The following is a 13,849-nucleotide window of genomic DNA, read 5'->3' as shown; positions in this document are numbered from 1 at the left end:
CTCAAGAGGGTCGCCGTCCATCACCCAGGGGATGGGTATTCTCGACATCGCACGCGGACGCGAGACGGACGGCGACCGGACATCCGACACTGACGCCGAGGCGACCGACGCGGAGGAGATAGACACCGAAGAGCACACACGCGGCGGGAACCGACGGTGGCTCGTCCTCCTCGGTCTCGTCGCAATCGTGGCCGTCGCGTACCTCGTCTCGCGGAAGCGCGCCGCCCGCGAGGCCGAGTTCACCGAAATCGAACTCGAACCGACGGAGTCGGAATCGGAGTCCGAATCCGCCTCGACGGAGTAACACGACGTCCCGAGCCTCGTCTCCAGTCCGCCCGACGGCGTGACTCCGTCTGTGGGTCAGCGCACGAGCGCCGCGCCGGGCCATCGGGCGACGAGACGTGTGTCGGTCGGTTGTCGGTCGCCCGTCGGTCGTTTTTTCGACGCGCTCACGAAACCGCAGCACGCGTAGCGGTCGTGGCGGACGGGTCATCAGAGCGTGTGACGGGAGCGTGTCGACGACGCAACCCCGGGTTCGGAGCGGAACGGACGATGGCGGACGGGTCGGCGTTCACCGAGAGAACGCGCAAGGGGACCCTCAGACCGCGGAGGCGAACGTCGACCGGGGGCCGTTAGCAGATCGCCATCGAATCGCAGTCGGGACAGCGGTCGATCTCCTCGCCCTGCCTGGCGAGGTTGTCCCGACCGCAGTCGAGGCAGATCCGAACGGTCGTGGTGACAACCATCGTCTCGTCTTGCGCGCGTCAGACACAAATACATATCGGAAAAACAACTAAATTGGGGTGGCTTCGCCTCTGTAACGGGTGACTACAGAGTGCACACGAACTCTCCCGAGGCGGGAGTTGACGGCGCGAACCACCGGGGCATCCCCCGCTCCTCGCTGGCCGTCCGCGTGACTTCGCAAGCCGCCTCGTTCCCGCCGGACGGGGCGTGAGCGCTGCGGCACGCGTGCAATCCGAACGTCTTTGGGCGTCGCTCCCCTCCCCACGTCTGATGAACACGCTGGTCTGGGTCCTCGTCGGCGTCTTCGCGTACTCGTTCGTCGCGTTCTTCCTGAAGTCACGTGGAATCTTACCCTCTTCCGTTCGCGTCCAGGGACCGCTCACCACTCTCCACACGAAGCGTGGGCGCGACTTCCTCAACTGGCTCGCTGGACCGAAGCGGTTCTGGCGCGCGTGGAGCAACATCGGCGTCGGCATCACGCTCGTCGTGATGATCGGCACCTTCGCCCTCCTCCTCTTTCAGGGGCTCAGCATCCTCCAGAATCCGCCCGCGCCGACGCAGGTGAACCAGCCGCGAAACTTCCTCGTCATCCCGGGGGTGAACGACTTCCTCCCGCTCTCTGTCGCCCCCGAAATCGTCTTCGGCCTGCTCGTGGGACTGGTCGTCCACGAGGGTGGTCACGGTCTCCTCTGCCGCGTCGAGGGAATCGACATCGAGTCGATGGGGCTGGTCTTCCTCACGGTAATCCCCGTCGGCGCGTTCGTCGAACCCGACGAGGAGAGCCAGCGTGCGGCCGACCGCGGCGGACGGACCCGAATGTTCGCCGCCGGCGTGACCAACAACTTCGCCGTCACCGTCGTGGCCTTCGCGCTCCTGTTCGGTCCCGTCATCGGGGCCGTCGGCGTCGCCCCCGGGATGGCCGTCCAGGGGACGTTCGACGGTTCGCCCGCCTCCGCCGCGGGCATCGGGAGCGGCGACCGCATCCTGAGCGTGGCGGGAGAGAACGTCTCAACCGAAGGTGAACTCGACGCGGTCCTGTCGGCGACGGACGACCGGACCGTCGAGGCGAGGGTCGACCGTGGCGGCGGGCCGACGACCGTCTCGGTCGACCGACAACTGGTCGTCGTCGGCTCCGTCGGCGGGAATCCGGCGAACCTGACCGTCTCGAACGACGACGACCCCATCACCGTCTCCGCGGTCAACGGGACGCAGGTGTTCACGCGAGCGGGCTTCCAGGCGGCCGCCGGGGACTCGACGATGGCCCGCCTCTCGACCAGTCGCGGCGTCGTCACCATCCCCATCGGCGCGTACATCACGCAGGTCGCTCCCGACGGCCCGCTCGCGGAGGCCGGCGCGCCGACGAACGGCACCCTCATCGTCACCGGGTTCGACGGCGAGCGCGTCACCTCCTCGACGGACCTCAACACCCTGCTCGACGGGACCGACCCCGGGCAGGAAGTCGAGGTCAGAGCGAGAGTCGACGGCAACGAGGAGGTGTACGCGGTCACGCTCGGTGAGAACCCCCGCGACGGTAACGGCTTCCTCGGGGTGAACATCTTCCCCGGGACGAGTGGGTTAGTGCTCACCGACTTCGGCGCGCGGTCGTACCCCGCGGGAACGTACCTCTCGCTCCTCGGCGGTGAGGGCGGAGCGTCCCCGGTGAACGTCGTCGACTCCCCCCTCGGCCTCGTCTACGTCGCGCTCATCCTCCCGCTCGCCTCCGTCATCCTCGGCATCCCCAACTTCCCCGGCTTCACGCCCACGGTGACGAACTTTTACGTCGTTCAGGGGCCGCTGTCGGCCCTCGGCGACGGCGTGTTCGTCCTCGCGAACCTCCTCTTCTGGACGGCGTGGATCAACCTCCAACTGGGTCTGTTCAACTGTATCCCGGGGTATCCGCTCGACGGCGGGCGTATCCTCCGCACCGGGACCGAGGCCGTCGTCTCTCGGCTCCCCGTCGAGAGCCCCCACGCGCTCGTTCGGACCGTAACGACGAGCATCGGCCTCGTCATGCTCGCCTCGCTCGTCCTGCTCATCTTCGGTCCGACGCTTCTGAACTGAGTCGGGCCGAGTCGAGGCAGGTCGGACCGCGGACGCACGTCAACCCGTCCTTTTTTTCGACACCGACGAGCGCAGTGCCGCGTGTCAGTGGTGCGTTTCCGACTCGTCGAGAACTATTCAAAGACAATCATTTTCTGATTCGTACCAGAAAATTTAGAAACGGCTGTCGACCGAACAGCCGCTCGTTTCGTATCGAACCACTCTCTCAAATCGGCGTATTATCGCGTTTATCGCCCGAATTACCCCAAAAACGGGTTCGCTAGCCCGACCTGTCGATTTCCTGGGTTCGGCGAGGCGCTCGACCCGTTCGTCGGTGCCTTCGGTTTGCTCAATCGGCAGGAGATGGTCGAATTGAGGGTTATAACCCGATAATTCGCCACGAGACGAGTCGCGTCCGGAATAACGACCGACAAAACATCGAAAAACAAGTGTATGAATTCGAAGTATACTATCGAAAATTTACTTCTGGTCTCTCGCGTTCTGTGGCAGTCGTTCGTCTCGGTCGACCACCTTCACGCGCCACGGGCTGCGGTCCGAGGTGGCGTTGCTCACGTTTAAGGTTCGACCGGGCGAGGTGTGTGACGATGGACCTCATCGAGGCCGCCCTCAGCGACGAGCACCGTGAGATTCGAGCGCGCGCGGACGAGTTCGCGACCGACGTCGTCCGCCCGCGGGCCGACGAAATCGAAGCGACCGACGAGTTCCCCCGCGACGTGATGGAAGCGGCGGGGGAGATGGGCCTGCTCGGCCTCCTCTTACCCCCGAGTACGGCTCCCTCTCCTCGGACTTCCTCGGCTACTGCCTGGCTGTCGAGCGAATCGCCCGGGAGAGCGGGGCGGTCGCCGAGTCGATTCAGGGTCACACCTTCGCCGCCCTCCCCATCGCGCGGTTCGGCACGGACGCCCAGCGCGAGCGCTACCTCGACCGGATGGCGAGCGGCGAGGCGGTCGGCGCGATGCTCCTCACGGAACCGGACGCGGGGAGTTCGCCGTCGCAGCTATCGACCGTCGCGGAGGCGACCGACGACGGCTACCGGCTCTCGGGGGAGAAGGCGTTCGGGACGAACGCCGGCGTCGCGGACGTTCATCTGGTCGTCGCCCGCCGACGCCCCCAACCGGAGGACTCTCACGGCGTCAGCGTCTTCCTCGTGCCGAGCGTCGACGAGGCGCCCGGTTTCGACTTCGAGCGTATCGAGTACATGGGCATGCGCGGGCACGTCACCGGCGATTCGACCCTCGACGACGTCTCCGTCCCGGCCGACGCGCTCCTCGGCGAGGTGGGTCAGGGCTTCCGCATCGCCATGGGCACTATCGACATGGCCCGGACGGGCCTGGGTGCCATCGGAACCGGCCTCGCCCGCGGCGCGTTCGACTTGGCGGTCGACTACGCCTCCGCCCGCGAGCAGGGCGGGAGCGCCATCGGCGAGTACCAGGCCGTGCAGGTCATCGTCGCCGACATGTACTCCCAGTTGGAGAGCGCGCGGCATCTGGTCTACTCGTCGGCGAACCGCATCGCCGAGGACGCGTCGGAAACCCGCGCGTCGAGCGCCGCGAAACTCGCCGGGAGCGAGGCCGCGGAGTTCGTCACGCGTAACGCCATCCAGGTCTACGGCGGGAAGGGCTACCGGACGGACGAACCGCTCGAACGCTACTTCCGCGACGCGAAGATACTGAGCCTCATCGGGGGGACCTCCGAAATCCAGCGAACGACCGTCGCCCGCGAGACGCTGGACCTCTGACCCGCTCTCGGGCTGTCGGTGCCCGCTCGTCCGACCGGGCCGACGGACGACGGGTGTGAAAACGAAACCGGAGGAGAATCGAACGCCGAAACGCGTCAGTTCACTTCACTTCACTCGTCGACCGCGTCCTCGCCGAGTTCGGCCTTCACGAAGTCGGGGTCGCGCTTCTCCAAGAAGGCGGCGATACCCTCCTCGGCGCCGGGCGTGTCGAACAGCTGGTTCTGGAGTTCGCGCTCGTGAGTGAGCGCGTCGTACAGCGACATCTCCATCCCCTCGTTGACGGCGAGCTTGATGTGACCGACCGCCTTGTTCGGGAGGTTCGAAACCTCCTTGGCGAACGCGACTGCCTCCTCCTCGGCGGTGCCGGGTTCGACGAGTTCGTCGACGATGCCCGCGTCGGCGGCCTCGCTCGGGGTGAGCCGCTCGTCCGTGAGCATCATCTTCAGCGCCTTCGAGCGGCCGACGTAGCGGGGCAGGAGCTGTGTCCCGGCCTCGCCGGGGATGAGGCCGAGTTTCACCTCGGGGACGCCGAGGTTGTAGCTGTCGTCGTCGCCGGCGTACCGGAGGTCGGTCGCGAGCGCGAACTCGAGGCCGCCGCCCATGCAGTGGCCGTCGATGGCGGCGACGAAGATGGTGTCCGTCGACCGCATCTTGAGGATGGACTCCTTGCTCGTCTGGCTCGCGTAGCCGATGTGCTCGGCGCTCTCGTCCTGGAGCGCCTGGATGTCGTAGCCCGACGAGAAGAACTTGTCACTCGTCGAACTCAACACGGCGGCGCGGATGGTCTCGTCGAACCGGATGGTCTCGACCATCGTCTGGAACTGCAACACCATGTCCACGTCGTGGGCGTTCGCCGGCGGTTTGTCGAGGCGGACGATGCCCACGTGGCCGTCGCGTTCGGTCTCGAAGTTCTCTAAGTCGAGGTCGTCGAAGGTGTCCATTGCACTCGGCCCGACGTAAGGGATATATAAATAATTACCGACCGTAAAAACGCTATTCGAGGCCTGTACCTGCCGGTATCCGGCGTTTGGGCGGGTCCGGAATCGGGCGGGGAAATCGTCCGGTTAGCGACCCGTGTCGGGGACGTTCCCGTCGTACTTGATCCGCTCGAACACGGTCCGACAGCCCCGACAGTAGTACTGGCTCTTCGAGATCTCGGAGCCGAACGCCGAGTGGAGTTCGGTCTCGGTCGACCCGCAGTACGGGCACTCGGGGGTGAGGTCTTCGGTTTTGGTTGGTGGCATTGGTGTCGTCGGTGTCATGTCGTCGTCAGTCCATGGCGAACTCGGCGTTCCGAACGCCGCTGAGCGAGGTCACGTCTTCCTCGCTCACCGACCCCTCGCCGACACGGCGGCGACGCGCGTCCCACGACTCGACCGCGGGGGCGTCCCAGTCCACGTCGAGGTCGTCGAGAGAAACGGCGGTCCCTGCGAGCAGTTCGTCGTACTTCGCGCGGAACGACGACCGGAGCACCGACGCGGACCGGTCGGTGAACCCGGCCGCGACGAGCGGGTCGGTCCCCTCGTCGTACTCGGCGGGGCCGACGAAGGCGAGGACGCCGGGAAGCGCCGCCGCCATCGCCGCTTCGACGTCGGCGGCGCGCTCGTCCGCCAGCGTCTCCAGCCGCCCGTCGAGGAACTCCAGGTGGAAGAACTCGTCCTGGCCGATGCGGGTCCCGAGGCCGTCGAAGTCCTCGTGGACGATGGCGTCGATGAGATACCACGCGGCCCGCTCGACCAGCCCGAGCGTCACGACGAACTCGACCCACGTCTCGGGGTTCTCGTCGAGCGGGGCGGCGTTGGCGAACTCCGCGGGGGAGCGGTCGCCCTCCAGCCAGTCGTCCTCTTGTCCCTGCTGGCCGAGCAGGCGGAACAACTGGCGGACGTGCCCGAGTTCGTCCTGGGCGGCGCTCGCCCCGGCGATGTCGTCCTCCAGCACCGGGCTCGACAGCATCCACTGCGCGTAGCGGTGTGAGAGCAGGAGTTTCGTGTCCGCGACGGACTGCACGTAGTCGACCGCCTCGGGGGGCCAACCGTCGCTCATGGTGCCCCCGGCGAGTCGGGCATCTGGCCCACGTCGGTCGCGTCGAGCAGGTCCTCCCGGCGGACGACCGCGAGTCGGTCCCAGTCCTCCTCGTCGTACGTCCGGTACGCGTACACCTTCGCCAGTCGGTCGCTCGGCGCGTCGACGGTCCCGACGTTGATGAGGTCGTCGCCGGCCTTGATGCGCGCGAACACCTCGTACTTCATAGTGCGATCCCCGACTCGCGCATCTTCTCGCGGACCTCGGGCGTCAGCATCGACTTCTCCCAGATGGGGTCCCAGACGACGTCGACCTCGACGTCCCTGACGTCACGCATCGTCCGCAGGCACGCCCGGACGTCGTCGATGATCATGTCGTACGCCGGACAGCCCATGCAGGGGAACGTCATCTCCACCCGCACGTCGACCCCGTCGGGTCCCCGGTCGAGGTGGACGTCGTAGACCATCGCCATCTCGACGAGGCTCACCGGGATGTGGGGGTCCGGAATCTCGTCGAGGTTCGCCCATATCTCCGCCTCGAACTCGGTCGCGTCCTCGCCGGGTCCGAACGGGACGCCGAACTCCGGGGTTTCGACCGCGCTCATGCGGACACGGGGTCCAGTCGCCCCGACTGCAGCATGTTCACGTACTTCTCGTTGGCGGGACCGCGCGAGCGCCAGCGGTCGATGACGTCGTCCCAGGAGATGGGGTCGTCGAAGTGCCACGTCTTGGTCTCGGCTTCGAACGCGACCGGCATGTCGTACTCGAGGACGTACTCCTCCGCCTCCTCGTCGTAGTGCGCCGGCACGTCGAGGCCGAGTTCCTCACACAGGGGGACGGCCGTGCTCATCCACTCCTGGCGGAGTTCGTCGTTCGACATCGCCTTGATCCGGTAGGCGAGTTGGTCGTCGTGTTTCTTCTTGTCGTCGGGCAGCCCGAACCACTCGATGGCGATGGGGAACATCCAGTCGACGGCCTCCTGGACCCGCTGCTTTGTCTTCTCGTTCTTGTTGGCGAGTCGGCGCATCCACGTCTCGCCGTGGCGCAGGTGGAACTGCTCTTCCTTCCCGACTTTCGTGAGCGCGCGCTTCCACGGCGCGTACGACGTGTTCTCGTGGATGTCGCTCAGGAGGACGATACCCGCACGGTCCCACATGCCGTGACCGGTGACGAGTTCGGCGAAGTTCTCCAGCGGTTGGTCGAAGCCGTACGTGTTGCGGAACTCGTGGGGCTCGCGGCCGTAGATGAGTTCCTCGCGGTCGTAGCCGAGGTCCTCAAGGAGTCGGTAGGCGATGTGGCCGTGGCCGAGTTCGTCCTGGATGACGCTCACACACGACGCCCGGGCGTTGACGCTCGGCGCGTTCATCGACGGCTCGTAGTACGCCGGCGCGCTCATCAGTTCGGTGTCGCCCGAGACGAGGAGCGTCTGCGTCAGGGCCTTCTTGTACCCCTCCGTCATCTCGGACTCGTCTTCGATCATCTTCCCGTCCTGTAGCTGTTGCTTGAGTCGCTCTTCGCTGGTCATCGTCTACTTTCATGGTTCGGGCGAATCTTATTAATTGTTTGCATAGGTACGGGTTCACCTCGTTCCCTCTCCAGCCGACACACCTTTTTGACCCCGGAGCGTGCCCCGTCACATGGACGTAACCATCCGTCACGCGACTCTCGACGACGGCGAGCGACTCCTGGAGCTGTGGCACCAGTTCACCGACGTCCTCTCGCAGTTCGACGAGCGGTACCACCACCGCGAGTCGGCCGACGAACGGTGGCTCTCGTACTTCGAGAACCAACTCGTCGACTCGAAGTACGGAACCGTCATCGTCGCCGAGCACGAGGGCGAACTCGTCGGGGTGCTCGAAGCGCGTCTGACCGGCGACCACCCCATCTTCCGGCTGTCGGACCACGGCTACATCAACGGCCACTTCGTCGTCGGCGACTACCGCGAGCGGGGCATCGGCGACGATCTCGTCGAGGCCGCAATCGAGTGGTTCGCCGCCTCCGACCGCGACGTCGACTTCTGCCGGGTCGACGTGCTCGACGGCGACGAACGCGCGGAGTCGGCGTACCGCCGGATGGGGTTCGAGCCCGTCGAGCACGTCTTCGAGCGCAAGGTCGAGTGATGACCGAACGCTACGAGGTCACGTTCGTCGACGAGGACCGAACGATCGAGGTGCCGGCCGACACGCCCATCCTCGAAGCGGCCGAAGACGCCGGCATGGACCTCCCGTACCAGTGCCGAATGGGCGTCTGTGGCGTCTGTAGCGCCCTGAAGGTCGGCGACGGCGAGGTCGACCAGACCGAGGGGATGTTCCTCTCCGACAGCGAGAAGCAGGAGGGGTACGTCCTCACCTGCGTCGCGCGCGCCCTCTCGAACCTCGAACTCGAGTCCAACTCGGGGCCGTGACCCCCCGCCGTTCGCTCGCACTCCGTTCGCACTCTTGTGATTTCTTCCCCGACCGTACGTCAGTTCTCACGGCCGCCGGAGCCACCGAGCGTCCCCGTCGACACGCGGCGTCCACAAGCCTGTTTACAAAATTGTATACTGTCCGAACGGCCGCGTCTGCGGCGACCGATAAACTCGAACAAATCTAACAATGTAACGGGCACGTCGTATGCTAGCTGAACCCACACATCGAGCGACCGCTTTTCGACCATTCGTTCGCTCGACGTCGCGTTCGGAGCGTTGTTTACAGTTTCGTTTACGACCCGACCGGGGAGAGTCGGTTCGGCCTCGGTCCGTCGGACGGGACCGCTCACTCCCCGGACGCCTCGTACGGTCGTCGGTGTTCGTACACCGCCACTTCGCCGTCCGCTTCGGCCACGTACCCCTCTTCGCGCAGGTACGCGAGGTGCGCTGCGGCCTCGCCGGCACCGAACTTCACGTGTAGTCCCCTGAGTTCGCCGAACAGGTCGCTGGCGACGTCCCAGGGGGTCGCTCGCTCCCGGGTCGCGACCCGTTCGGAGACGCGCCGCGTCCGCTCCTCGTGGTGCGCTCTGATCCGGTCGATCCGGTCCGGGAGGGCGAGCGTCTCCCCGTGCCCCGGGTGGAATTCGCACTCTTCGATTCGGCGTTCGAGCCGCGTCACCGACGCTAAATACGCCCCTAACGGGTTCGCGAGGCGGGTGTCGCTCCCGCCGACGTTCGGGGTGTAAGTCGGGAGGAGACAGTCGCCGACGAACAGGTGTCCGTCGAACGCGAGGGCGGCGTGTCCCGCCGTGTGCCCCGGCGTGTGGAGCAGTCGCCCCCCGGCGACCTCGTCCCCGTCGACGTGGCTCTCGACCGCCGTCTCGGCCGGGAACGGCGACGGCGTGTCCCCCTCGATGACGGCCTCGACGGTCGCCTCGGGGACGCCCCACCGCCGCAGCGCCGCCGCGTCGCGCTCCAACCGCTCGGCACGCGCCTGCTCGTACGACGCGAGTAACGGCGCGTCGCGTGCGTGCATGTGAATCGTCGCGTCGGCGGCGCGTGCGAGCCGCGGCGCGAGGCCGGTGTGGTCGGCGTGCCAGTGTGTCACCACGACGTGGTCGACCGCGTCGAGTTCGCATCCCGCCGCCCGGATTCCCTCCCCGAGCGCGCTCCAGGCCTCGTCGCCCGGCGGGCCGGGGTCGACGACGACGCCGCGCTCGGGGAGGAGGTACGCGCTGTTCGCGCCCTCCGGACTCCCCGTTCCGACGGTGATTCCGACGACGCGCGTCACTCCCCGCCTCCCGACTCGACCGTCTCGAACCCGAACGACTCCCATCGTTCGCGGACGCCCTCTTGAATTTCTTGGGGGTACATCGTCTCGAAGGCGACCCGGGGGGCGATGTACTCCTCGTCCCACTGTGGGTCCCACGCGGCGTTGACGTACAACCGCGACCCCGTCTCCCCGTCCCCTCGGTAGTGCGGTGCCGTCGCGGCCGGTGCCGCCGGGTCGCTGAAGTGCCAGTCGTGAGAGGGGTGGGCTTTCACCCACATGTCGTCCAGCGCGCGGGCGAGGTTCTCGACGGAACTGTCGGCGTCGAGGATGACGATCTTGTCGAACGACGACGAGAAGGAGAACAGGGTGTTCGCCAGTTGCCACTCGAAGCCCGCGTACAGGAGTTCGCTCGCGACGAGACAGAGGCCGAGTCCCGCCTCGACCGGGAGCCAGACCCACTCGACGGGCGAGACGCCCCAGTAGCCGTTCACCCGACTCGACAGCTGGACCGACTCGACGACGCTCGTGACGTGGACGTCGTCGGCGAGCGGTGCGCCGAGCGGGACGCAGGGGAGCAGCGGGTCCGGACGCGTCGAGACTCGGGTGGCCGACACCGAGAGGGTCGCCGTCGGTACCGTACACTCCCACCGGGCCGGTTCGTCGGGCGGCGGTGACTCCTCACGCGTGGCCGCCCCCTCGACGACGACCTCCGCGTCCGCCGGTACCTGACCGCCGTCGACGGCGGCGACGTTCGACGCACCCAGCGCGGCCGCGATAGCTGGGGCCTCCCGGTCGCGCCAGGGACGCGCCCCGGTCGCTCGGAGATGTGTCGCCAGCGTCGCCGCCGTCGGAACGCCGAGCGCGAGGGCGACGGGTGAGTCGCCCGCGGCGTCGGCGAACCGCTCGGGAACGCTGAGTCGGAGCGCGGTCCGCCCCTCGACGACGCCGCGGACGGGCGCCCACCGCGTCCGCCCGTCGACGCTCGTCGACACGATGCCGTCCGTCACCAGCGACGGGGACGTCGGCGTCGACACGGGGAGCGCGAGCGCAGTCACGTCCCGCGCCGTTCGCTCGGCGCGGAGCGACGTCTCCTCGACGGCCGACGGCGTCGTTCCCGCCTTTCGCACGACGCGCAGCAGCGACCCGTACGACGCGTCGGCGTCGAGGCCGAGCGCCGTCGCACACCGACGCCAGGGGAGTCGCGACCGCTCGACGGTCTGGTCGGGACCGCCCCGGACTCCGCTCACCAGCCGACCGGTCCCCGGCACGTCGGTGAAGCAGAGCGCCGGCCCGCTCACGCGCGCGGCCTCGCCCGCGACGGCGAACGGCTCCTCGACGCCCAATCGGTCGTCGATGCGGAGCAGGTCGCCGTCGGCTTCGAGCCGCTCGACGGTGGTCCGGAGGTCGGGAGCCGTCATCGGCTCTCCTCACTATCGACGAGCGTGAGCCGTTCCTCCGGAAGGCCGGCCGCTGCGAGCACCGACTGCGCGCGCTCCCGTGCCTCTCGTGTCAGTTCGTTCTGAACACTCGCCTCGCTCCCGTCTCGCGTCGCGTCGATGTACGCCTTCGCAGTCTTCGCTTTCGATGTGCCGGTCTGTACGTCGCCCTTCTCGTCGGGTGTTTGATAGATGTTCAGCGGGACCTTGGGCATCGTCTCCGTCCCGAACTGGTGGAAGTCCGCGTCGGGGTCGGCGTGGCGGGCGATGGCTTCGAGCACGGCGCGCGTGTCGAGCGGGTCGACGTCCGCGTCGACGAACACGAAGAAGTCGATGTGGAGCATCCCCCACGTGGTGAAGATGAAGTTCGCCAGTTCGTGCAGCGCCCCCGGTTCGGTGGTGTCGACAGCCACGACGTACACCGTTCGCGGCGTGAAACGCCAGGGGACACAGCGAACGACGTCGAACCCCGCCGCCCAGAGCCCGAGCGTCGCGTCGGGACCGACGCAGCTGACCTCCATCGAACTCGTCGTGTTCTCCGTGTGGCCGACGCCGATGCCCTCCACGCAGAACGGGACGATAGGGTTCCGTCGGTGGGTGACGGCGTCGACTTCGAGCGCCGGTACCGACCGCCGGGGGCCGTGGATGTACCCGAAGTAGTCGCCGAACGGTCCCTCGTCGAGGCGCTTGCCGGGGAGGACGCGGCCCTCGATCACCAACTCGGCGCTGGCGGGGACGAGCAGGTCGTTCGTCTCACACGGGACCAGTTCTATCGGCGACCCCTTCAGCCCCCCGGCGAACCGCGCCTCGTCGCTCCCGGTCGGAATCCACATCACCGAGGTGCACTGGACGGCCGGTTCGGCGCCGACGACGATGGCGACCGGCATCGGCTCCTCGCGCCGCTCGTACTTGTAGTAGTAGAGGTTCGGGGTCTGCTCACCGGCCAGTAGGAGCACGCTCGCCTGGCGGGAGTCGTGGAGCATCGTTCGGTGAGCGGACCAGTCGACCCACGACGAGTCGGGGTCCGGCGCGACGAGCGTGTGGAGATTCGAGTACCGACCGCCGTCGCGGGCGTGGATGTACGGCCACGGGAACGAGAGCAGGTCGACGTCGTTGCCGGTACGCACGACTTCCTTACACGGCGCGTCCGCGGGGTCGGTGGTGATCGGGTCCAGGGGTCGTTTGAGCCGGTCGATGACGGCGTCGTAGAACGTCGCGCTGTCGAGGTCGGGCGGCAGCCCGAGCGCCCGCGCGACGCGGTCCCACGGCCGGCGCTGTGAGCCGCGGTACGGGTCGCCGACGAGCCTCGCGCCCGGGACGCCGGTGTCGGCGACGGACTCGAACAGCGGAACCGCGGCGTCGGTCTCGGCCGCCCGCATCGATATCGCGCTGGCTTCGAGGTTCCACGACACCCGCTGTTCGACTCGAACGAGTTCCCCCTCCCCGTCGAGTCGGTCGAGGAACGCCCGCAGGCTCGGTGACGTCTCCGCGTCCGTCATCGGTCGTCCCCGCGGAGCGACGACGCGACGGCCTCGCGTTCGAGTTCGGTGCGCTCGTCGACGTACCGGTCGACGAGGTCCGGATACGCCGCGTTCAGCCGCGCCGACAGCAGCGACCGCACCGCGTCCGACGTCGAGTCGAACTCCCCGGTCCGGACGAGGTACGTGACGATGGCTCGCAACTCCTCCGAGCGCGCGTTCAGCAGGTCCGACTCCTCTCTGGCCTCCACGATACACCGCCTGAGGAGGTCTGCGTCGACCGCCTCACCGGCGGCTCCGTCGCCTCCGTCCTCGTCTGCGTCCTCGTCCTCGCTCTCGCTCTCGATGATCTCGATGTACCACTGCTCTTCGATGTTCTCGTGGGGTCCCTTGACGACCGTCAGCGGGGCCGGCGAGGTGAGGTCGTCGGGGGTGCGAGCGACGCGCGCTCTGGTCTGAAAGATCTCGCGCGACTCCGTGTCGGTCACCTGCAGCGTGACCTCGCCGTCTGTGTCGGCGGGGAGATACTCCTCGGAGGTGGTGTAGGCGGCACACATTGGTCTTGGCCTGGGTCGACCGTCTATGGCCGCTGGTCTATAATAAACGTTCGCACGGGAATCCGCTCGAAACCGGCGCGTGGCTCCTTCTCCCAGCTGAATACCAGCTCGTTTACAGGTCAGACAACGCGTTT

15 protein-coding genes and 1 pseudogene are annotated in these 13,849 nt (G+C 67.3%); 6 read left to right on the top strand and 10 right to left on the bottom strand.

The genetic code is table 11. The annotated features are described in order from the left end of the window. Positions 1-31: 31 nt before the first annotated feature. From C2R22_RS17860 to C2R22_RS17850, 4 genes and pseudogenes are all read left to right on the top strand, one after another. Positions 32-304 carry a hypothetical protein gene (locus C2R22_RS17860; protein ID WP_103426964.1) on the top strand — a complete coding sequence of 91 codons (273 nt, stop codon included), beginning with the start codon at positions 32-34 and terminating at the stop codon, positions 302-304. 710 nt (positions 305-1,014) lie between these two features. Beyond that, entirely contained in the window at positions 1,015-2,805 is a 1,791-nt protein-coding gene (locus tag C2R22_RS17855; protein ID WP_103426963.1) for a site-2 protease family protein, read from the top strand. Positions 2,806-3,389: 584 nt separating this feature from the next. Next, positions 3,390-3,688 (top strand): annotated as a pseudogene (locus C2R22_RS27560) (acyl-CoA dehydrogenase family protein); the annotation flags it as partial. Between the two features lie 45 nt (positions 3,689-3,733). After that, positions 3,734-4,543: an acyl-CoA dehydrogenase family protein gene (locus C2R22_RS17850; RefSeq protein WP_245902810.1), complete on the top strand. Its 810-nt coding sequence runs from the start codon at positions 3,734-3,736 to the stop codon at positions 4,541-4,543. Positions 4,544-4,653: 110 nt separating this feature from the next. Here the strand turns inward: C2R22_RS17850 and C2R22_RS17845 are convergent, their stop codons facing one another. The 6 genes from C2R22_RS17845 to C2R22_RS17820 all read right to left on the bottom strand — a co-directional run bounded on the left by C2R22_RS17845 (position 4,654) and on the right by C2R22_RS17820 (position 8,089). Further along, the gene (locus C2R22_RS17845; protein WP_103426962.1) at positions 4,654-5,484 is read right to left on the bottom strand and encodes an enoyl-CoA hydratase/isomerase family protein; all 831 of its coding nucleotides are present in this window, start codon (positions 5,482-5,484) and stop codon (positions 4,654-4,656) included. Positions 5,485-5,607: 123 nt separating this feature from the next. Next, entirely contained in the window at positions 5,608-5,787 is a 180-nt protein-coding gene (locus C2R22_RS17840) for a PaaD-like zinc ribbon domain-containing protein (protein ID WP_103426961.1), read from the bottom strand. Positions 5,788-5,812: 25 nt separating this feature from the next. After that, entirely contained in the window at positions 5,813-6,586 is a 774-nt protein-coding gene (locus tag C2R22_RS17835) for a Phenylacetic acid catabolic protein (RefSeq protein ID WP_103426960.1), read from the bottom strand. Next, positions 6,583-6,792, bottom strand: coding sequence for a phenylacetic acid degradation PaaB family protein (locus C2R22_RS17830; protein WP_103426959.1), 210 nt, complete (start codon positions 6,790-6,792; stop codon positions 6,583-6,585). Before C2R22_RS17830 ends, C2R22_RS17835 begins: the two co-directional genes overlap by 4 nt. Continuing rightward, a complete protein-coding gene (locus tag C2R22_RS17825) occupies positions 6,789-7,169 on the bottom strand; it encodes a metal-sulfur cluster assembly factor (RefSeq protein WP_103426958.1) in 381 nt (126 codons plus the stop codon). Before C2R22_RS17825 ends, C2R22_RS17830 begins: the two co-directional genes overlap by 4 nt. After that, complete coding sequence (locus C2R22_RS17820; protein WP_103426957.1) at positions 7,166-8,089, bottom strand: Phenylacetic acid catabolic protein; 924 nt, start codon at positions 8,087-8,089, stop codon at positions 7,166-7,168. The genes C2R22_RS17825 and C2R22_RS17820 overlap by 4 nt, the downstream gene beginning before the upstream one ends. 112 nt (positions 8,090-8,201) lie before the next feature. On the opposite strand from C2R22_RS17820, the gene C2R22_RS17815 reads away from it, so the two are divergent. Continuing rightward, positions 8,202-8,684, top strand: a complete 483-nt coding sequence (locus C2R22_RS17815) for a GNAT family N-acetyltransferase (RefSeq protein WP_103426956.1) — start codon at positions 8,202-8,204, stop codon at positions 8,682-8,684. Beyond that, positions 8,684-8,968, top strand: coding sequence for a 2Fe-2S iron-sulfur cluster-binding protein (locus C2R22_RS17810; protein WP_103426955.1), 285 nt, complete (start codon positions 8,684-8,686; stop codon positions 8,966-8,968). Before C2R22_RS17815 ends, C2R22_RS17810 begins: the two co-directional genes overlap by 1 nt. Before the next feature lie 349 nt (positions 8,969-9,317). Here the strand turns inward: C2R22_RS17810 and C2R22_RS17805 are convergent, their stop codons facing one another. Genes C2R22_RS17805 through C2R22_RS17790 form a run of 4 tightly spaced genes read right to left on the bottom strand, consistent with a single transcriptional unit; the run spans position 9,318 to position 13,715 of the window. Further along, entirely contained in the window at positions 9,318-10,262 is a 945-nt protein-coding gene (locus C2R22_RS17805; protein ID WP_245902809.1) for an MBL fold metallo-hydrolase, read from the bottom strand. Further along, a complete protein-coding gene (locus C2R22_RS17800) occupies positions 10,259-11,662 on the bottom strand; it encodes a UbiD family decarboxylase (RefSeq protein ID WP_103426953.1) in 1,404 nt (467 codons plus the stop codon). Before C2R22_RS17800 ends, C2R22_RS17805 begins: the two co-directional genes overlap by 4 nt. Then, positions 11,659-13,179, bottom strand: coding sequence for a UbiD family decarboxylase (locus C2R22_RS17795; RefSeq protein ID WP_103426952.1), 1,521 nt, complete (start codon positions 13,177-13,179; stop codon positions 11,659-11,661). Before C2R22_RS17795 ends, C2R22_RS17800 begins: the two co-directional genes overlap by 4 nt. Further along, complete coding sequence (locus tag C2R22_RS17790) at positions 13,176-13,715, bottom strand: hypothetical protein (RefSeq protein ID WP_103426951.1); 540 nt, start codon at positions 13,713-13,715, stop codon at positions 13,176-13,178. The genes C2R22_RS17795 and C2R22_RS17790 overlap by 4 nt, the downstream gene beginning before the upstream one ends. Between the last annotated feature and the right edge of the window lie 134 nt (positions 13,716-13,849).

The organism is Salinigranum rubrum (assembly GCF_002906575.1).
In the GTDB taxonomy this organism is placed as follows: Archaea; Halobacteriota; Halobacteria; order Halobacteriales; family Haloferacaceae; genus Salinigranum; species Salinigranum rubrum.
Note: the sequence above shows the minus strand (reverse complement) of the source record. Positions and strands in the feature narration are given on the sequence as shown.

Bases quoted from the DNA above. Each gene is read 5' to 3' on its own strand.
- C2R22_RS17845 (WP_103426962.1), bottom strand. From the start codon at position 5,484: ATGGACACCTTCGACGACCTCGACTTAGAGAACTTCGAGACCGAACGC.
- C2R22_RS17830 (WP_103426959.1), bottom strand. From the start codon at position 6,792: ATGAAGTACGAGGTGTTCGCGCGCATCAAGGCCGGCGACGACCTCATC.
- C2R22_RS17795 (WP_103426952.1), bottom strand. From the start codon at position 13,179: ATGACGGACGCGGAGACGTCACCGAGCCTGCGGGCGTTCCTCGACCGA.
- C2R22_RS17850 (WP_245902810.1), top strand. From the start codon at position 3,734: ATGGCGAGCGGCGAGGCGGTCGGCGCGATGCTCCTCACGGAACCGGAC.
- C2R22_RS17825 (WP_103426958.1), bottom strand. From the start codon at position 7,169: ATGAGCGCGGTCGAAACCCCGGAGTTCGGCGTCCCGTTCGGACCCGGC.
- C2R22_RS17800 (WP_103426953.1), bottom strand. From the start codon at position 11,662: ATGACGGCTCCCGACCTCCGGACCACCGTCGAGCGGCTCGAAGCCGAC.
- C2R22_RS17835 (WP_103426960.1), bottom strand. From the start codon at position 6,586: ATGAGCGACGGTTGGCCCCCCGAGGCGGTCGACTACGTGCAGTCCGTC.
- C2R22_RS17810 (WP_103426955.1), top strand. From the start codon at position 8,684: ATGACCGAACGCTACGAGGTCACGTTCGTCGACGAGGACCGAACGATC.
- C2R22_RS17855 (WP_103426963.1), top strand. From the start codon at position 1,015: ATGAACACGCTGGTCTGGGTCCTCGTCGGCGTCTTCGCGTACTCGTTC.
- C2R22_RS17860 (WP_103426964.1), top strand. From the start codon at position 32: ATGGGTATTCTCGACATCGCACGCGGACGCGAGACGGACGGCGACCGG.
- C2R22_RS17840 (WP_103426961.1), bottom strand. From the start codon at position 5,787: ATGCCACCAACCAAAACCGAAGACCTCACCCCCGAGTGCCCGTACTGC.
- C2R22_RS17815 (WP_103426956.1), top strand. From the start codon at position 8,202: ATGGACGTAACCATCCGTCACGCGACTCTCGACGACGGCGAGCGACTC.
- C2R22_RS17790 (WP_103426951.1), bottom strand. From the start codon at position 13,715: ATGTGTGCCGCCTACACCACCTCCGAGGAGTATCTCCCCGCCGACACA.
- C2R22_RS17820 (WP_103426957.1), bottom strand. From the start codon at position 8,089: ATGACCAGCGAAGAGCGACTCAAGCAACAGCTACAGGACGGGAAGATG.